The 18,190-nt window shown below is 57.4% G+C and carries 14 protein-coding genes; 6 read left to right on the top strand and 8 right to left on the bottom strand.

The window, feature by feature from the left end:
• Positions 1 to 144 precede the first annotated feature (144 nt).
• From ACP26L_RS15185 to ACP26L_RS15170, 4 genes are all read left to right on the top strand, one after another.
• Entirely contained in the window at positions 145 to 582 is a 438-nt protein-coding gene (locus tag ACP26L_RS15185) for a hypothetical protein (protein WP_426453690.1), read from the top strand.
• Positions 583 to 606: 24 nt separating this feature from the next.
• Entirely contained in the window at positions 607 to 885 is a 279-nt protein-coding gene (locus ACP26L_RS15180; protein ID WP_426453688.1) for a YxcD family protein, read from the top strand.
• A 252-nt stretch (positions 886 to 1,137) separates the two neighbouring features.
• Positions 1,138 to 3,063: a glycosyl hydrolase family 18 protein gene (locus ACP26L_RS15175; protein ID WP_426453687.1), complete on the top strand. Its 1,926-nt coding sequence runs from the start codon at positions 1,138 to 1,140 to the stop codon at positions 3,061 to 3,063.
• 193 nt (positions 3,064 to 3,256) lie between these two features.
• A complete protein-coding gene (locus ACP26L_RS15170) occupies positions 3,257 to 4,120 on the top strand; it encodes a DUF4405 domain-containing protein (RefSeq protein ID WP_426453685.1) in 864 nt (287 codons plus the stop codon).
• Between the two features lie 118 nt (positions 4,121 to 4,238).
• Here the strand turns inward: ACP26L_RS15170 and map are convergent, their stop codons facing one another.
• From map to ACP26L_RS15155, 3 genes are all read right to left on the bottom strand, one after another.
• Positions 4,239 to 4,988: a type I methionyl aminopeptidase gene (map, locus tag ACP26L_RS15165; RefSeq protein ID WP_426453683.1), complete on the bottom strand. Its 750-nt coding sequence runs from the start codon at positions 4,986 to 4,988 to the stop codon at positions 4,239 to 4,241.
• A 149-nt stretch (positions 4,989 to 5,137) separates the two neighbouring features.
• Complete coding sequence (locus tag ACP26L_RS15160) at positions 5,138 to 7,513, bottom strand: sensor domain-containing diguanylate cyclase (RefSeq protein WP_426453681.1); 2,376 nt, start codon at positions 7,511 to 7,513, stop codon at positions 5,138 to 5,140.
• Between the two features lie 156 nt (positions 7,514 to 7,669).
• Complete coding sequence (locus ACP26L_RS15155) at positions 7,670 to 8,731, bottom strand: phosphatidylglycerol lysyltransferase domain-containing protein (protein ID WP_426453679.1); 1,062 nt, start codon at positions 8,729 to 8,731, stop codon at positions 7,670 to 7,672.
• Positions 8,732 to 8,983: 252 nt separating this feature from the next.
• Between ACP26L_RS15155 and ACP26L_RS15150 the strand changes: the two genes are divergently transcribed.
• Entirely contained in the window at positions 8,984 to 9,748 is a 765-nt protein-coding gene (locus tag ACP26L_RS15150; protein WP_426453677.1) for a ZIP family metal transporter, read from the top strand.
• 283 nt (positions 9,749 to 10,031) lie between these two features.
• Complete coding sequence (locus ACP26L_RS15145; protein ID WP_426453675.1) at positions 10,032 to 10,286, top strand: hypothetical protein; 255 nt, start codon at positions 10,032 to 10,034, stop codon at positions 10,284 to 10,286.
• 24 nt (positions 10,287 to 10,310) lie between these two features.
• Here the strand turns inward: ACP26L_RS15145 and ACP26L_RS15140 are convergent, their stop codons facing one another.
• The 5 genes from ACP26L_RS15140 to glgB all read right to left on the bottom strand — a co-directional run bounded on the left by ACP26L_RS15140 (position 10,311) and on the right by glgB (position 18,125).
• Complete coding sequence (locus ACP26L_RS15140) at positions 10,311 to 11,948, bottom strand: ATP-binding protein (protein ID WP_426453674.1); 1,638 nt, start codon at positions 11,946 to 11,948, stop codon at positions 10,311 to 10,313.
• 162 nt (positions 11,949 to 12,110) lie between these two features.
• Positions 12,111 to 13,538 carry a glycogen synthase GlgA gene (glgA, locus tag ACP26L_RS15135; protein WP_426453672.1) on the bottom strand — a complete coding sequence of 476 codons (1,428 nt, stop codon included), beginning with the start codon at positions 13,536 to 13,538 and terminating at the stop codon, positions 12,111 to 12,113.
• A gap of 359 nt (positions 13,539 to 13,897) precedes the next feature.
• A complete protein-coding gene (gene glgD, locus ACP26L_RS15130; RefSeq protein ID WP_426454960.1) occupies positions 13,898 to 15,001 on the bottom strand; it encodes a glucose-1-phosphate adenylyltransferase subunit GlgD in 1,104 nt (367 codons plus the stop codon).
• A 15-nt stretch (positions 15,002 to 15,016) separates the two neighbouring features.
• Positions 15,017 to 16,186 carry a glucose-1-phosphate adenylyltransferase gene (locus ACP26L_RS15125; protein ID WP_426453670.1) on the bottom strand — a complete coding sequence of 390 codons (1,170 nt, stop codon included), beginning with the start codon at positions 16,184 to 16,186 and terminating at the stop codon, positions 15,017 to 15,019.
• Complete coding sequence (gene glgB, locus ACP26L_RS15120; RefSeq protein ID WP_426453668.1) at positions 16,179 to 18,125, bottom strand: 1,4-alpha-glucan branching protein GlgB; 1,947 nt, start codon at positions 18,123 to 18,125, stop codon at positions 16,179 to 16,181. Before glgB ends, ACP26L_RS15125 begins: the two co-directional genes overlap by 8 nt.
• Positions 18,126 to 18,190: the final 65 nt, after the last annotated feature.

Raw genomic sequence — 18,190 nt, 5'->3', positions numbered from 1 at the left:
CAAATGGTTTTCCTCCGTATGCTTCCGCAGGCTATATCTTCGCTACATTTTTTTTAAAAAACGGATTATCTTTTGAAACCAGGGCCTACATTAATACGTAGTACATGACGTAGACCAAAAAACGGACTAGATGGAGGAAACACCATGTGGAAAAAATTATCGATGATTCTGATGGCATGCACGATCGCCTTTTCCTTCTCGGCTGCGGGCACGGCGGATGCGGCGAAATACAAATCCCCGAAGAAGAGCTACAGCCCGAGCAACGGCGCTACGACAACAACGCCTAATGCCGGCGTGAATAAAGCCGACCCGGCCGCTTCCAAATCCCCGGCCGCCGGAACGGCAGCCACTCCGCAGAAGCGGGGCTTCTTCAGCGGCGGGGGCCTGATGAAGGGCCTGATGATCGGCGGCCTCGCCGGCCTGCTCTTCGGCGGATTGTTCGGCGGTCTGGGCATCCTCGGGAACATTCTCGGCTTCCTGGTGAATATGGTCGCCATCGTCGCCTTGATCGCCATCGCCGCCCGCGTCTTCATCTACTTCCGCGACCGCAAGAAATTCAAGGAAGAGCCGCGGCGCTATTAATCCGGGGAAGCGGGAGCTGACGAGATGAGACTGAACGAACAGGATATCATTAACGCAATCTGTCTGCATACAGCAGAGCGCAAAGGCATTCAGCCGACCCAGGTTGAAGTCCAGCTGGAGTACGACGATGACCTCGGCTTCTCCGCCGAGGTGATGGCAGAGGGCCGCAGCCAGATTCTCATTGCAGCCAATATGCTCGAGGCCATCGAGCGCTATCTGTTCCAGCACCAGGGGGTCCGCGTCTTCCGCGACCAGATCCACCTGCGGCTCGAGGATGAGATCGTAGCCGATATTTCGCATTGATGGACCTAACGCAACCTGCACAAGCCCGTTCCAAGTTTTCTTGGAACGGGCTTTTTTTCATATCGGAGCTCAACGCGCACTGTCCTGGTATGGTCGATGTAGGCGGCTATCTCAAAATCTGCGATTTCAATATCTACTTGCATGCCCGGGTTTATTTTACCTTGGCTGCGTCTCTAGGATTTACCGTGCAACTTCCGCGCCTCTCTCTGCGTTTAATAGAATAGACTTACTAGAGAAAGAGGCGATTCCCACTTGAAGCGCAAGACCCTGATCTCCATGTCTCTCTTCGCACTGCTATTCTCGTCCGCCGGCTCCGTTCACGCTGCCGACAAGACGACCAAATACCGTGTTTATCAAGACCAGCACCTGCTGATGGAGACCGCCTCTTACGCCGAAGCCGAATCCTATGCCCGGTGGTTCGCGGACAGCCGCGTGGAAGAAATCGGCTCCCGCAAATGGCTGTGGCACAATTATCCGAAGTACCGGGTATACCAGAACGGCACCTCCCTGCCCCAGTGGAAGTTCGCATCCCTGGAGGCCGCCGTCGCCGAAGCCTCGAAGTGGGGTCACGCCAGTGTGCGCGATCTGGAATCCGGCGGCTGGGTATGGAACAATTACCCTAAATACCGCCTGTACCAAGGCGAGATCACGCTTGACAAGTGGACGTTCCCGACGCTGGAGGCGGCCGTCGCCGAAGCTCGGCGCTGGGGCAATGCACACATCATCGACCTGTCGGACCACAGCTGGGTGTGGGACAACATTCCTGAAGCCCGCAAAGCCGAGCTCCGTCAGGGACCCAAGGAATATCAGATCTACCAGGGCACCTATACCAGCGAGTCCTGGACGTACGCTTCCTTGGAAGATGCGGTGAAGGCCTCCCTCTACTGGAGCAATTCGGAGGTTCGCCGGACGGACAATGGAACGGTCGTCCACTCTAATGTCAAGCCATACAAGGTATACCAGTTCGACAAGGAGATCGGCTCCTTCCTCGGCCTGGAGCAAGCGATCGCTTATGCGCAGGGATTTGATCATACCCGCATTACCGAGAGCAGCGATAGCCCGTCATCCGCGGCCCGTACCATTTGGAATAATTATCCTTACTACCAGGTCTACCAGAACGACAAGTGGATCGCGGACTTCCAGAACATCGGCAGCGCCCTGGCCTACGCCTCCGGCTACAGCAATGCCTCTATCCGGCTGTACGATGACGGCTCCGTCATCTGGGACAACCTGAAGGAGCTGCAATTCTGGGGCTGGAACGGCAGCTCGAGCGACAGCACGATCCGCAGCCATGTGGCCGGAACACAGGGACTCGACGTCGTCTCCCCTACGTACTTCCAGCTCAAGGATACGACGGGCGAATTGGCTGATACCTCCAACGCCGAGACCGTAGCCTGGCTCAAATCACAGGGCTACTCGGTGCATCCGCTCGTCGCCAATCAGTTCGACAGCAAGCTGACGACCGGCTTCCTGGCCTCGGCCGAAGCCCGCGCGAAGTTCATTGATGCCCTGGTCACCCGGGCAGTGAAGCTTGGCGTGGACGGTCTCAATATCGACTTCGAGAGCGTCTCGGGCAGTGACCGGGCAGCGTTCACGAAGTTCATGGAGGAGCTTGTCTCCAAAGCACATGCCCAGAAGCTGACGATCTCGGTCGACCTGCCGCGAGGCAGCGCGAAGTGGAATGCGAAGACGGCGTTCGACCATGAGAAGCTGGCCGGCATCGTCGACTATGTCATCACCATGACCTATGACCAGCACTGGAAGGGCAGCACCGAAGCGGGTTCAGTCGCCGGTCTGCCGTGGGTAGAGGAAGGCATCCAGGAATTCCTGGCCTACGGCATTCCGCGGGACAAGCTCATCATCGGCATTCCCTTCTATGTGAGGGAGTGGAAGATGGATTCAGCCGGCAAGCTCGAGAGCAACCGGGCCTTGTTGATGAAGGACCTTCCTGCGCTGATCGAATCCAAAAAAGCGGTGCGCACCTATGACGCCCGGTTCGGACAAGATAAGGTGGAATATACGGAGAACGGCTCCCGTTATGTGTTCTGGATGGAAGACGAAGCTACCGTAAAGGCCCGCATCGATCTCGCGAAGAAGTACGACCTCGCTGGTGTCGCAGCCTGGCGCCTTGGCTATGATCCGTCCAGCCTGTGGAGCATGATGCTGCAGCAGAAATAAATCTCATACTCAAACCGGTCACGCCCTTAGGCGGAGACCGGTTTTTTTGTCTCCCGCCGATGCGCTCGAAGGGTTGGCGAAGCATGCTTTTTCACTTTCAGCAAATGTTCAGCGGGCTCTCAGGATGCCTTGCGGCTCCCGATGCTAGGATAGTACCAACCTAACAAGAACACGCTGATGGGAGACAACAACAATGAATAACAAAAAACCTTATGTCAAGCTCGCCCTTGATGCCGCTATGGGCATTACGTTTGCCCTGCTGTTTAACAAAACGGTGCTGGGAGGAATGGCTTTTCATGAAATTGCCGGCGCAGCCATCGGCTTCGCTATTCTCGTACACATTCTGCTCAATGCGACCTTCGTCAAAAAAATTACGCTGCGGCTGTTCGACAAGACGCTGCCGGGGAAAACCCGCTTCAGCTATCTGCTGAATGTACTGCTGCTCCTCTCCATGATCTTTGTGATTCTCAGCGGACTGCTGATCTCCAGAGTCCTGCTTCCAAACTTCCGGTTCGGCAGCGAAAACTGGTTCAAAATCTCCCATATGGGCGTTTCCTTCTTCACCCTGATCCTGATCGGGGTCCATGTCGGCCTTCACTGGCATTGGGTAATGAAGGTGACCCAAAGGCTGTTGGACCTTAAACTGCCGAAAGCCGTGTCGCGTGTCCTGCTGACCTCCGCGGCGGCTGTCGTCCTGGTTTTCGGAGCCTATCAGGTCTATGCAACCAATTATATCTCCAAGTTTGGCATGCTGGAGGCCGCCCTAGGCGTATCGTCCGCCGCCTCCGCACAAGGAGCGATGCATCGGCCGCAGGCAGGCGGCGGGGCGCCGGCCCCAACCGCTACCGCAGCCGGTGAACGCTCCGGTGACGGTTCAGCTTCCGTGAGCCAAGCCGCTGCACCTCCAGCCAAAGCGCAAGGAAGAAGCCAGCAGAGCACGAGCTTCCTTAAGGTGATTGCCACCTATTTCGGCATCATGGCCCTCTTCGGCGGGATCACTTATTATGCGGATCAATGGATCGGCCGCAGAAAGCGCACGGCAGCAGCTAAGCTGTAACGCAGCAGCTATCGCCGGCCGCTCCTCTGACCAGCTTCCCCAAAAAGAAACAGCCGCTCCGGTTCCGGGCGGCTGTTTCTTTTTGGGAGCTTTTGCGTTCATTCGTTCACCTGACGAATCAAGCGGTCAGAATCAGCGGTTCCCCCCGGGTGATGACAATCGTGTGCTCGAACTGGGCAATATAGCTGCTGCGGTCCGGGGGAACCAGTCCCCAGCCGTCTTTATCCTCGATCACGATCTCGGCTCCGGTGGAAACGAAGGTTTCGACCGCCAAAACCATGCCGCTCGTGAGCAGCCGTCCATCGGAGGGATCGTAATAATTCAGAATCCCTTCCGGCTCCTCATGCAGCCTGCGGCCAATGCCGTGGCCTCCCAGGTTGCGGATAACGGTGAATCCGTCCCGGCGGGCAGACTGGTGAACCGCCCGGCCGATGCCGCTGAGCTTTGCCCCGGCTTTCGCTTTCCTGAGGCCCGCCTCGAGCGCCCGGAGAGAGCTTCGGCACAGCTCATGCTGCTGGCTGTCCGCGCTCTGGCCCACCACCAAGGTTTCGCCCGTATCGGCATAATACCCACCCAGCTCAGCGGACACATCGATGTTCACCAGATCCCCGTCGCGAAGAACCGTATCATCCGGAATGCCGTGGGCGGCTACATGATTGACACTGATGCAGGTCGTCCCGGGAAAATCATATTCCCTGCTTGGTGCGGAGACCGCTCCGTACCGGTCCAGGACCGCCTTCCCAATGGCGTCCAGCTCCCTTGTCTTGATCCCGGGAACGGCACATCGCGCCATTTCTTTGCGGGCTTCCGCCACGATCCGGCCGATCCGCTGCAGCGCGGCCAGCTCCTCTTCCGTTTCTATCGACATTGTCACACCTCCTCAACAGATTGATTCTATAAAGTATGGCCTACCATGATCCTACGATTGATCCTATCACTTTCGGCCGCAAGATGCCAAGCGCCTTGCCGGCAAAGCCAAAAACCCGCTGCCGAAAGGGCAGCGGGTAAAGCAGAGGCTTACTCTGCCGAGTTATAGGCCTCGACGTGATTGCGCTGCCTTTTTGCGTGGTACAGCGCACGGTCAGCCTGTTCGATCAGCTCCGTCGGCTCATAAGGCAGCGGCGGTATCAGCGATGCCACGCCGAGGGAGATCGTCACATACTCGCCGATCCGGGACCTTGGATGCGGCAGGCAGGCCGCCTCTACGGCATTGCGGAGATGCTCGGCCACAACGAGCGCCCCGTCGAGATCCGTATGCGGCAGGAGGATGGCAAACTCTTCGCCCCCGAAGCGTGCGGCAAGATCGGTCTCCCTCAGGAGATTGTCGCGCAGAATGGCCGCGACCCTCTTCAGGCACTCATCTCCGCTGAGATGCCCGAACGTATCGTTGTACGCCTTGAAGTAATCGATATCGATCAGAATCATGGAGAGCGGGCTGTCCGTGCGGGCGGCCCTTCTCCACTCGCTCCGGAGCGTCTTGTCGAAGAGACGGCGGTTCGGAATCTGGGTGAGTCCATCCTGCTCCGCCTGATGCTGCAGCTTCTTGTTCACTTCAGTCAAGGCAAGCTCCGTCTGCTTCCGTTCGGAAATATCCCTGGTGACGACGACCACCGTCTCCCCTTCCGATTCGGAGTGCACTTTTCGGCTCTTCGATTCGACCCAGAGGTAGCTGCTATCTTTCCGGCGAATCCGGTAAGCCACGGATTCCACCTCAGCGCTCTCCCAGACTTTCTTATGGGTGAGAATGACGTGCTGGCTGTCCTCCGGATGAATGAGATCATAGGCCGAACGCCCGATAAGTTCTTCTGGCTCATACCCGAACAGCGGGCCGCAGGCCGGTGTTACCATCTTATACGCTCCCCCCTTGTCATGGACGGAGATCATATCCGATGAACTCTCCGTCAGGAAGCGGTATTTCTCCTCACTGGCCCTGAGCTTCTCCTGGGACTGGAGCTGTTCGGTCATATCCTTGGCCACGCAAAAAGCACCTGTGACATCATCACCGGTATAGATGGGGATGACAGCACTGAACAGCCGTCGCAGCTGGCCGTCTTTGGTGATCATTGTCACTTCAAATTCATCGCCTCCCCCGTTCTTCAGGCGCCTCAAGGCGATTTCGAGCCTTCCCCAGCAGCTTGGATGCAGCAGCTGATCATACCGCAGGCTCGTAAATTCTTCCAGGCTGTACCCCGATTCCCGGAGGCAGATGGTGTTCGCCGAGGTATAATTGCCCTGGAGATCGAAGGTGCATACGGCATGCAGATGATGGTCGAAGAGGGATTTGAACTTCTGCTCGCTGGCCTTAAGAAGATCCATCTTTAAGCGGACCGTCTCGGACATCTCGTTCATGGCCTCCATCAGGATGCGGTATTCTCCTGGCGCCTTCTGGAACTCGGGGTCCCGGGGAGGCATCGCATAAAACCCGCCGCGTATGGCCTGTGCCCGCTCCACAAGCATTCTAAGCGTGTCCGCAAACCGGTGTTCCACCAGTTTGACGAAGAACAGCGCGGCGACCAGGATGATAATAAAACCCATCAGCGCCTGATTCATCAGATCACTGAGCATGCCGCGCAGCAGCATGCTCTTCTCGAGCTCACTGATCAGCAGCCACCTGCCGCCGTTCACCCAGACATAGCTTCCATACACTTCCTGGCCTCTATAGTCTCGGTAAGCCCCTTCCGCAGGCTGGCCTTTGAGCGCATCCTGGTAGATTTCGGTATCAATGGTGAGACGCGTTTCCTCCTTCGCCCGCCCGAGCCGCTGCAGCTCCTGCGAATGCCGGAAGTCGGACAGCATCCGCCCCTCCAGATCGACGAGATACGTGTCCGTACCGGGCGAAGGGATTTCCAGCTTGGCGAGCATCCGGTCGATGACCTCCAGCTTGACCGACCCGACCAAGACGCCGGATATGGCCGATTTCTCATCGCGCACCGGCACCGCAATGAAGACCACGGGTTCGCGAGTCGTTTTGGAGATGGTCAGATCACTTACATACTCATGGCCAAGCATGGCTTCCTGGAAGTATACTCTGTCTTTCACGGAAGCCCAGTCTTGGATGCCTTGATAGGTACTGGCGATCAGTTCACCGTTCAGGCCGATGAAGTGGATTTTATCGAATTCTTGTTCGGTGTCCTGGCACATCAGCAGAAGCTCTGCCGCGGTTTCTTTGCCGGCGCTCTGGAATTCAGGCATACGGCTCAGGAAACGGAGATCATTCAGCCGGCCGTCGAGCCAACGTTCGATGTACTGACTTTTGATTGTGAGATTCGACTCCAAGCTTTTTTGACCCTGCTGAGCCAAGCGCTGCCCTTCCGTAAATACGGTAATTGACGAATAACACAGGGCGACCAGCACGATGGTAAGAAGCCCTCCGAGCCGGAGTTGATTTTTCATGGATGCCTGCAGGTTCATCGGACACCTTCCTGTGTTGGACGTTTACATTACATAGCCCAATTATTCGACACAATACGACAAAAATCCTTCTTCTTCAATAAAAAACCAAGGAGTTCCCTCCCCGGTTTTGGTTCACACTATGTCTGTCCGCATGCCTCAGCCCTGCAGCTCGCCCGGCTTCGTCTTGGTCCCGTAGAGCAGACTGAATACCATCGAGGGATGCAGCTTCCGTCCGAAATTGATGAGACAGATAAGCTGCAGGATCAGCAGTGGAAGAATCCCGCCCTGGTAGGCCAAGTATTTGGGAACCCACTCTGGATGAAATTTGCTCTTGAATTCACGCAGACCCTTAAATTTATAAAAAGCATTGCCGTACTCGTACATATGCTTGGCCATCTTCTCGCTCGAGGTGGCGCATGGCGTTACTCCAACGCCGGCCAGCGGAGCCATACCCATACTGCACCTCGCATATCCCTGTTCCTTCGCCCAGAAGAAAATGGAGAGAAACAGCATATCCATCGTGCCGTGCGGCGAATCGGACGTATGCCGCATGAGATCGATCACAACGGTACGGGCCGCCGCCTCCCCGCCTCCGCCTATCGTGGCGAACGCGACCATGGTGCCGTCCGGCGCATATAGGGCTGCCACCGGATGAGCCATGACATAATCTCGGGTGAAGAAACCTACCGAGTAGTTCTTCTCCTGGCGGCCTCCAAGCCACGAGGCGGACACCTGCTCGAGCTGCGACAGGAAGGAGCCGGAGAACGGAGGATGCTCCACCTCGAACCGGTACCCGCTTCGCTCGAACTTGCTTCTGCGGGTGCGCAGTTTGCTTCCCTTTTTGCCGGAGAGATCGAAGGAGCCGAGGTCGAGAACCGCCTCTTCCCCCAGCTTGAAGAAACGGTAGCCCTCCCCTTCATACATGCTTTTATACTGCGGAGAAACCTGGTAGAACACTGCTTTGCCGCCGCGGTCCGCACAGTATGCCTTGAATTCCCGGAGGGCTTCCTCCAGATGTCCTTCCGGGCCGACCGGGTCGCCGAGCACGAAATAATGACTGCCTATTTTTTTGAAAGCAATCAACGCGTGCTTATCTTGGGACCAGTAAATTTCTTTATCCTGCAAAAGGATCAGATGGGAGAGCGTGCTGCCTCCATGACGGGCAAGAAAATCCCGAATCTCCTGATAATCTACCCGCGGTTCCGAAGGTGCGGTCATTGCTGGATGCAGTGCTTGCATGCCATCCTCCTTAACATTTACGTTAGTGGTTTGAATTCATACGGAAAACTTCCTATCCTCGCAAGTACAAACCTATCATATCCGGAGAGACACGGTCGATAGAAGCCTTGTGGTAAATCGTTAAGGATGTACCAATGCTTCTGACAGCACCGCGGCCGGCATATACATAGGCTGTCCCCCTCCCTTGTCCGGGCCGGGGATCAAGCTGACGGAAGGAAGGTAATCGGCGTGATGTCCCTGTCCATGTCCCTATTCTCCCCGCTTACGCTTGCGGCCGGTGCGGTCTGCATGGGCATCTGCCTTGCCGGAACGGCGGCTGGAGGACTGCTCGCTTATGCGCTCGGCCGGACACAGGCCCGGCTGTTCCCCCTGCTGATTGCCATGTCGGCAGGCATGATCTTCGCCATGCTGGTCCTGGATGTCCTGCCGGAGAGCGTCCGGCTGGGCGGGTGGCTGCCCACCCTGGGCGGACTTCTGGCCGGATGGGCCCTGGCCCGGCTGCTCGACAGCTGGGTGCACCGCCGCTATCCTCATGCCAGGGCCGAAGGACAGGAGAGCTTCCTGCATTCTTCCGGCCTTCTGGCCCTGGCGCTCGCCCTGCATAATTTTCCTGCGGGCTTCGCACTGGGCAGTGCCTTGGGCAGCGCACCCGAGATCACTCGTTCGATCTCGTGGGCGCTCGGGCTCCATTCCGTGCCGGAAGGGATAGCGCTCGGGCTGCCCTTCGCCGCGGCCGGTCGTTCTCGGCTGGAGCTCGCCCGGCTGATGGTATGGATCTCGCTGCCGACGCTGCTCGGTGCCGCAGCCGGACGGTCGCTGGAGAGCCTGGAGCCCGCCGGTCTGTCCCTGATGCTCGGAATTGCCGGAGGTACGATCCTGTACGTGGTGATCGTCGAATTCACGCTACCCGTGCTGTCCCGGATCTCCCCGGTCACCGGCCTGACCGCCTGGTCGGCCGGCGCCTGCATTGGGGTGCTGTGCCTTCTTGCCGCTTAAGCTTCGGGGACACTGCCGGTTCATTACCGCTTTTCGTGCATTCTATCATGGACTGAGCCCTCGCACAGTGACCAAAAGCACTCCCTTTCGGCAACGGGCTGCCCGGGATGACACCGCAAAAAGACGCATGCTGTACGCATGCGCCTAACCGGTCGGTCCTTAAGGGGGTCCATTCCACGTTCCCAAAAAAAAAAAGGCATACTCCGCTTCCTTCGGACATACAATGGAAATCACGTCCCTCTTCGGGGACGCCATCACGCTAAGGAAGCGACAGGTGACAGACATGACCATGTGGGAAAGCGAATTAAAGCAAGGCCAGCTCCGAATTGCCATGAATCCGACGAACGAAAGCCTCCTCGTTCAGATCTCCCCCCCTTCCGGAGAGGCCTCGCCTCTCTCCCTGGAACTGAATCAATCCGAGATGTTCGAACTGCTTCATGTCTTTCTTCAGCTCAACCGGTCGTTTAACCGGGAAACCATGTACTTCGACGATCCGGAGGCACCGCCTTCCCCCATGCCTTCTGCCGCGGGAGAGTGAGCTCCCGTCCGCCAACTCCCGATCTTATAGCTCGGAATCAAGCCCCTGAAGGGCTTCCAGCCTCAGAAGGAACACCGTCCCGCAGCCCGGTCCCGGCTCGAATTCCACCGTTCCTCCATGAGCCGTCATAATCTCGCGGACGATCGCCAGGCCAAGTCCCGTACCGCCGATCTTGCGGCGGTCGGAATTGTCCACCCGGTAGAACTTCGAGAACAACTTCTCCCGGGCTTCCTGCGGAATGCCGAGCCCCTCGTCCCTCACCCGGATGCAGGCCATGCCGTCCTGCTCTTCGAGCGATACCTCCACAAGCTCTTTGCCCGGCGAATACTTGAATGCATTGGATACCAGATTGTGCAGGGCCTGCTTCATCCGGTCGCTGTCGGCCAGAGCGTACACCGTCTTCTCCGGACAGCGCACCACGAACCGGTGCGTAGGATGATCACGCCAGGAGTCCGCCACCTCTTCTAGGAGCTGGTTCAGGTTCACCGGCTCGAACAGATACTGCTGCTTGCCCGATTCCATCTTCTGCAGGTCCAGCAGATCGTTCAGCAGTTGGGTCAGCCGCTCGGCTTCCCGGTGGATCGTCTCCAGATAGCGCATCCGCTTCTCTTCCGTCGGACGGCGGTCCAGCAGAATCTCGACGAAGCCCATAATGCTCGTCAGCGGCGTCCGCAGCTCATGGGAGATCACGGAGATGAACTCGCTCTTCATCCGGTCGATGCGCTCCTCCTCCGTTCTCTCGCGGATACTGAGATACACGAGCCGCTCACCGGGCCGCTCCCCCTCGGCGAGGATGCCCGATACCTGGAAATCCTTGCGCTCTTCCCCCGGCATCCGGCTCGTGAACCGCTCGAGGAACGACGATTCCCTGCCTTCAAGCAGGGCTTTGATCTTGGCCGGCAGCGCACTGCTGGTCACCTGTCCGGCCTGGAGCAGCCCCTCAACGAAGGAGTGTACATCGCTGTACAGCTCGGGATTCACGAGAAAGGACTCGAGCAGCCGCTTGTTGTGGAGCAGGATGCGCCCGCTGTTGTCGCACAGCAGCTTGCCCTCAAAGGGCTCGTCGAAGGCGCTGCGGATCAGATCCCTCTGGGCTTCGATCGTCTGTTTCTCCTTCAGAAGCTCCCGGGCGAGCTCTTCTTTGCCGCGCAGGTCCCGGCGAAGCTCCATCTCGGTCATGACCCATACGGCAAAATCACACAGCTGCCCTACCTGCACATTGCTGAATTCGCGGGGCTTGACGTCCGTAATGCACAGCGTGCCAAGCACGTTTCCTTTGGACGAAACGAGCGGCGCCCCGGCGTAGAACCGGACGCTGCCGTCCATTACCAGCGGAAAGTCCTTGAACCGGGGGTCATTCTCCGTATCCCCGACGACCAATGCCTGCTTCTGCGCTACGACATATTGGCAGATCGAGTGCTCCCGCTCGGTCCACCGGGCCTCCCCTAGTCCCTCCGGCAGGCCGATGCAGGACTTGAACCACTGTTTGTCTTCCGTAATCAAGGTAATGAGGCTTGCCGGCACACCGAACACCTGAGCAACCAGCTTCGTAATCCGGTCGAATGAAGCTTCCGGTCCGGTACCGACGATATCAAGTTCCCTCAGCTCCTGTAATCTCTGCTGTTCGTCTTCCCAAGAGGAATAGATGATGGTAGGTTTCATGAGGTTGGTTCTCCCGCTCTCCCTAGGATACGTTACGTTATATTGAATATTCGACGCTTCGGGTGTATTTCCCTTTAATTTGCCAAAAACAGCAAACCGGCATCCATCCGGATACCGGTTTAAGCCGTACCATGAAGTTGACCTGAGCGCAATTCCCCTACGTTACCGGGTAAGTGACCCGTACAAGGCCCCATACTGCTTGGCGGATTTGCCCCAGGAGAAATCCTTCTTCTTGATGTTCGCCATGAGATTCGACCAGACAGCGGGATCACGGTACAGATTCACGGCGCGTTCAATCGTGTACAGCATGTCATGGGCATTGTAGTTCGTGAAGGAGAAGCCCGTCCCTTCCCCGGTCTCCTCATTGTACGAGAGGACGGTATCCTTCAAGCCGCCCGTCTCGCGGACGATCGGCACGGAGCGGTACCTCATCGCGACAAGCTGGCCGATGCCGCACGGCTCGAAGAGCGAAGGCATCAGGAACAGGTCCGAGCCCGCGTACACCTGCCGGGCCAGCCCTTCGTCGAAAAGGATCTGCGCGGACAGCTTGTCCGGGTACGTGTCAGCAGCCCAGCGGAACAAGCTCTCGTACCGGTGCTCCCCGGTGCCCACAATGACGAACTGGGCATCCAGCGCGAGCAGCTCGTGGATAACGCGCTCGATAAGAGCCAGTCCCTTCTGGTCGACAAGACGCGTGACCAGAGCGATCAGCGGGATATCCTTGTCGACCGGCAGGCCAAGCCAGGCCTGCAGCTTCATTTTGTTAAGCAGCTTCTTCGGTAAGGAGTCCCGGTAATTGATCTCCAGGCTCGGATCGGTCATCGGATCGAACTCTTCGTAATCAATGCCGTTCAGGATGCCCTGCAGCCGGTGGCTTTGACTGCGGAGCAGGGAGTCCAGATTCTCCCCGTAATAAGGGGTCTGAATCTCTTCCGCGTATGTAGGAGAAACCGTGGTGATATAATCCGAGTACAAGAGCCCACCCTTCAGGAACGAGGCGCCTCCGTGCAGCTCCAGCGCGTTGCCGTGGAAGTGCTCATCGCCAAGGGTGAAGTAATCCCGGAACTCATTCTGTCCGAAGACGCCCTGGTACTTTAGATTGTGAATCGTAATAACCGTCTTGATACCTGCATAGTGCTCCTGATACTCGAAGTGCGCGCGGTAGAGCACAGGAATCATCCCCGCCTGCCAGTCATGGCAGTGGATGATCGCCGGCATGAAGTCGATGCGCGGCAGCGCGTCGAGCACGGCCCGGCAGAAGTAAGCGAAGCGTTCGGCGTCATCGCCGTATCCGTAGCAGCCCTGACGTCTGAAGTAGTACTCGTTGTCGACGAAATAGAAGACGATTCCCTCGTGGACGAGCTGGTAGATGCCGCAGTACAGGCTTCTCCACCCCATCTGCAGGTGAAACGAAGTGACCAGCTCCATGGCGGCCGTATACTTCTCGGGAATTCCCTCATACTTCGGCAGAATGACGCGTACGTCGAGTCCCTGCTTGACCAATTCCTTCGGCAGGGAGCCGATGACATCAGCCAGTCCCCCCGTTTTGATAAAAGGCACGGCTTCCGATGCGGCAAATAACACTTTCATAAGCTTCCTCCTTGGGAGCGACGCCATGCCGCAGTTCGAAGATTAGCTTTGGTCCTGCATGGTCCTACTCACGGATGCGCTTCGCAGGCGGTTGAAACCCGTTTTCAATCCCGGGCAGGCCAAAAGGGGCTTGCGAAGCATGCGGCGCGGCAGGCGCTGAATTCACTACCACTAATACCCTAAACGCTGCGGAATGAATCGCAGGAAAGCGAAATCCGTACTGCCTTCTCCCATCCATCTTCCTCACCCGATGAGAATGAACAGGATGCCGGGCGTGCTGTTTACGGGCTTGCCCTACTCTTTGATGCGTATATCAAAAGCCGGCTTGACGGCATGAGCAGTCAAGCGCGGCGGGTAGCTCAGATCACTTTGGTTTTGGATGCGATGAACGGAGCCTGCTTGTCCCCGGTAAGGACACGCCCTCTCGAGATGAACACATCCTTGTCGAGAATCGCATTCTCGATAATGACGTTCTCCTCGATCTCGCAGTTCTGGAGGATGATGGAGTTCTTGACGTACGCGCCCTTACGGATCTTGACGCCGCGGAACAGGATGGAGTTCTCCACCTTGCCTTCGATCACGCAGCCGTTGGCGATCAGCGAATTGCGCGCGTGCGCATGCTCGGTGTAGCGCGCCGGAGGTTCGTCTTTGACCTTCGTGTAGATGAGATTCGTCTGTTGAAAGAACAGCTCGCGCCAAATCTTCGGGTTGAGCAGCTGCATGCTGTGCTTGTAATAGCTCTGGATCGTATTGACGATGCCCGTGTGGCCGTCATGGCGGTACCCATAGACACTGAGCTTGTCGATGTTCTTCATGATCCCGTCGCGGACCAGGTGGTCATAGCCCTGCGCCAGGCAGGATTCCACCATATCCAGGAGGAGCTCCTTGCTCATGACGTACATCTCGAGGGACACGTTGTCGGTCCGCAGCCGGCCCGAATGATCTTCGATCACGGTCACCTGGCCGTCTTCCTTGACAGCCATCCGGCGGTACTTCGCATATTCCTGCTCGTCCGCTTTCTTGTAGACGACCGTAATATCCGCATTGCGCTCCAGATGGGAATCGAGCACGGCATTGTAATCGATATTGCAGACCATGTGGCTGCGCGTGATGATCACATACTCCTCGCGTCCCCGGTAGAAGTAGTCTCGGTGAGCGTAGAACTGGTAGAGGTCGCCGCGGGACACGCCGCTCGTATCGTGAAGCATGGCCGGCAGGATGAAGAGTCCGCCGCGCTTGCGGTCCAGGTCCCACTCCTTGCCGGACCCGAGGTGGTCCATCAGGGAGCGGTACTTGTGCTGGGTGAACACCGCCACGTTCTCAATGCCGGAATTCACCATGTTCGACAGGGTGAAATCGATCAAACGGTATCTGGAGCCGAACGGAACGGAAGCCAGATTACGGGAGTAGGTCAACTCTTCCAGATCATCCGGCTCGTTCACCAGATTCACAACGCCCATCATTCGCTTCATGCCTGCTCACCCTTTCCCGGTTGTTGTCACGTTCTTGCCGATTCGCTCGTTGCTGCCGATGAGGACGATGTCCCCGCCGCCTTCTTCCTCCGGCGTGCCAATCACGGCGCCGTCTTCCACCACCGTGCCTTCGCCGATAATCGCTTTGTAGATCTTCACGTTATCGCCGATCGTGACATTCGGCATGATGACCGAGTCCTTGATGTAGCTGCCTTCGCCCACCTGGACGCCGTAGAAAAGCACCGAATGATCCACCTCGCCGAAGACGCAGCAGCCTTCGTTGACGAGGGAGCGCCGGACCTGGGCCGTGCCGGCGATGTACTGGCCCGGCTGCAGCGGATTAACGGAGTAGATGCGCCACTCGCGGTCGTTGAGTTTGAACGCAGGCTCCTTCTCGAGCAGGTCCATGTTGGCTTCCCACAGGCTCTGAATCGTACCGACATCCTTCCAGTAGCCTTCGAACGGATAGGCGACGACATTCAGGTTCTCGCGGAGCATCCGGGGGATCATGTCCTTGCCGAAGTCCTTGCTCGACTCCTCGTCCTCCTCATCCTTGATCAGCTGCTCCTTCAGCGCTTTCCACGTGAAGATGTAGATGCCCATCGAAGCCAGGTTGCTCTTCGGCTCCTTCGGCTTCTCGGCGAATTCCGTGATTCGCCCTTCTTCGTCGGTCGCCATGATGCCGAAGCGGCTCGCTTCCTCCCATTTCACGCCGATGACGGCGATCGTGGCGTCCGCGCCTCTTTGTTTATGATATTCGAGCATCCGGTCGTAATCCATCTTGTAGATATGGTCGCCCGAGATGACAAGCACGTATTCCGGATCGTACTGCTCGATGAAGGAAATATTCCGGTAGATCGCGTTCGCGGTTCCTTTGTACCAATCGCCTCCGCCCTGCTCCATATAAGGGGGAAGTACGGTGACGCCGCCATGTTTGCGGTCGAGGTCCCACGGGGCCCCGATCCCTATGTATGTATTGAGCACCAGCGGCTGGTACTGCGTCAGCACGCCTACCGTGTCGATACCGGAGTTCGTGCAGTTGCTCAGCGTAAAATCGATGATCCGGTACTTTCCTCCGAAGTGGACGGCCGGCTTCGCCAGCTTGCTCGTCAGCACTCCGAGTCGTCTTCCTTCGCCACCTGCAAGCAGCATGGCCACGCATTCTTTTTTACGCATCGGCTTTACCCCTTCCTCGTTTGGGTGCGGCTGGTTTGGCGGTCACAATCTTGACCGGCTTGAAGATGACGGTCGAGAGCGGCGGCAGCGAGATATGCAGACTGTCCGGCTGGTAATGCCAGGAGAGGCCGTCGGTCTTCAGCCTGCCGGCGTTCAGCTTGCCGCTTCCCCCGTATTCCCCTGCATCGCTGTTGAAGCGTTCGACATACTCCCCGGAGAAGGGAACGCCGATCCGGTACCGTTCATGATACACCGGTGTAAAATTATTGACGATGATGAGCGTATCCTCCGGTTTTTTCGACTTCCGCATGAACGTGGTCACGCTCTGCTTCTGGTCGTTCGGGTCGATCCAGGAGAAGCCTTCGGGACTGTGGTCGAGCTCCCAAAGGGAGGCCTCCGCCAGGTACAGATGATTGAGATCCTTCACATAGCGGTGCATGGAGTTGTGGCTCTCATAGCCGAGCATCTCCCAGTCGAGATCCTCGAGGTCCTTCCACTCGTCGAACTGGCCGAATTCGCCGCCCATGAAGAGCAGCTTCTTGCCCGGATGGGACATCATGTACCCGTAGAGCACCCGCAGGTTCGCGAACTTCTGCCAGTAATCCCCCGGCATCTTGTTCAGCAGCGAGCGCTTGCCGTGCACGACCTCGTCGTGAGAGAGCGGCAGCACGTAGTTCTCAGCGTGGGTGTACATGAACGAGAAGGTCAGGAGCTGGTGGTTGCCTCCCCGGAAGAAGGGATCCATCTCCATATATTTCAGCATATCATTCATCCAGCCCATATTCCATTTATAGTTGAAACCGAGCCCTCCGGCATGCACCGGCGCCGTAACGAGCGGCCAGGCGGAGGAATCCTCAGCCATCATGAGCGCATCGGGATAGGCGCTGAAAACGGTGTGGTTGAGCTTTTTGAGGAATGCGATCGCTTCGGTATTCTCGTCTCCCCCATGCTCGTTCTTCACCCACTGCTCGCGCGGCTTGCCGAAGTTGAGATAGAGCAGGGAGGCGACGGCATCGACCCGCAGACCGTCAATGTGATACATATCAAACCAGAACAAGGCGTTGGATATGAGGAAAGACACGACTTCCGGTTTTGTAAAATCAAAAGAAAGCGTTCCCCATTCCGGCTTCTCCGCCCGCGCCTCGTCGAGGTATTCGTACAAGGGTTCCCCGTCGAACTGCCTCAGCCCATGCTCGTCCTTCACGAAATGGCCCGGCACCCAGTCCATGATGACCCCGATGCCCGCCGCATGGCAGCAGTCCACAAAATACATAAAATCCTTCGGCGTGCCGAAGCGGCTCGTCACCGAATAATAACCCGTAGCCTGGTAGCCCCAGGAACGGTCGTACGGGTGCTCGGCCAGCGGCATCAGCTCGATATGGGTGTACCCCATCTCCGCCACGTAGGAGACCAGCTCGTCCGCCAGCTCACGATACGTATAATACGATCCGTCCTCCCGCTTCTTCCAGGTGCCCAGATGCACTTCATAGATGTTCATGGGCGCATGGTACACCGGGGTATTCCGCTTCTTCTCCTGCCAGGCGTCGTCGGACCATTTGAATCCGTCCAGGTTGTAAATCCGGGATGCCGTACCGGGCTTGAGCTCCGCCCAGAAGCCGTACGGATCCGCTTTGTAGATCAGGGTTCCCTGCGATGTCAGAATTTCGTACTTGTAATACTCCCCTTCACTTACCTCCGGAATGAACAGCGTCCACACGCCCCAGGTGCTGACCCTGCGCATGATGTGGGCTGAGCCGTCCCAATTGTTGAAATCCCCCACTACCCGGACTTCCCGGGCATGCGGGGCCCATACCGTAAAGCGGACTCCGTCCACCCCGTCCCATGTTCCGGTGTGCGCTCCCAGCATACGGTAGCTTCGGAACAGGTTCCCTTCGTGGAACAAATACAAGTCATCCGGTTCGGGGATTAGACTCGACATAGGTACATTCATCCCCCTCAAGTGATTAGGTAGTGTAATCGTTTCTGACTCTACTTACACAAATA

Origin of the sequence: Paenibacillus sp. S-38 (assembly GCF_049942825.1) — a bacterium.
GTDB lineage: Bacteria > Bacillota > Bacilli > Paenibacillales > NBRC-103111 > Paenibacillus_G.
This window is presented reverse-complemented; position numbering and strand designations above follow the sequence as displayed.

What these genes read in the sequence shown, in the direction of transcription:
- ACP26L_RS15145 (WP_426453675.1), top strand. Translation starts at nt 10,032, where the DNA reads ATGACCATGTGGGAAAGCGAATTAAAGCAAGGCCAGCTCCGAATTGCC.
- map (WP_426453683.1), bottom strand. Translation starts at nt 4,988, where the DNA reads ATGTCGATAGAAACGGAAGAGGAGCTGGCCGCGCTGCAGCGGATCGGC.
- ACP26L_RS15155 (WP_426453679.1), bottom strand. Translation starts at nt 8,731, where the DNA reads ATGACCGCACCTTCGGAACCGCGGGTAGATTATCAGGAGATTCGGGAT.
- ACP26L_RS15125 (WP_426453670.1), bottom strand. Translation starts at nt 16,186, where the DNA reads ATGCGTAAAAAAGAATGCGTGGCCATGCTGCTTGCAGGTGGCGAAGGA.
- ACP26L_RS15180 (WP_426453688.1), top strand. Translation starts at nt 607, where the DNA reads ATGAGACTGAACGAACAGGATATCATTAACGCAATCTGTCTGCATACA.
- ACP26L_RS15185 (WP_426453690.1), top strand. Translation starts at nt 145, where the DNA reads ATGTGGAAAAAATTATCGATGATTCTGATGGCATGCACGATCGCCTTT.
- ACP26L_RS15170 (WP_426453685.1), top strand. Translation starts at nt 3,257, where the DNA reads ATGAATAACAAAAAACCTTATGTCAAGCTCGCCCTTGATGCCGCTATG.
- glgA (WP_426453672.1), bottom strand. Translation starts at nt 13,538, where the DNA reads ATGAAAGTGTTATTTGCCGCATCGGAAGCCGTGCCTTTTATCAAAACG.
- glgD (WP_426454960.1), bottom strand. Translation starts at nt 15,001, where the DNA reads ATGATGGGCGTTGTGAATCTGGTGAACGAGCCGGATGATCTGGAAGAG.
- glgB (WP_426453668.1), bottom strand. Translation starts at nt 18,125, where the DNA reads ATGTCGAGTCTAATCCCCGAACCGGATGACTTGTATTTGTTCCACGAA.
- ACP26L_RS15150 (WP_426453677.1), top strand. Translation starts at nt 8,984, where the DNA reads ATGTCCCTGTCCATGTCCCTATTCTCCCCGCTTACGCTTGCGGCCGGT.
- ACP26L_RS15140 (WP_426453674.1), bottom strand. Translation starts at nt 11,948, where the DNA reads ATGAAACCTACCATCATCTATTCCTCTTGGGAAGACGAACAGCAGAGA.
- ACP26L_RS15160 (WP_426453681.1), bottom strand. Translation starts at nt 7,513, where the DNA reads ATGAAAAATCAACTCCGGCTCGGAGGGCTTCTTACCATCGTGCTGGTC.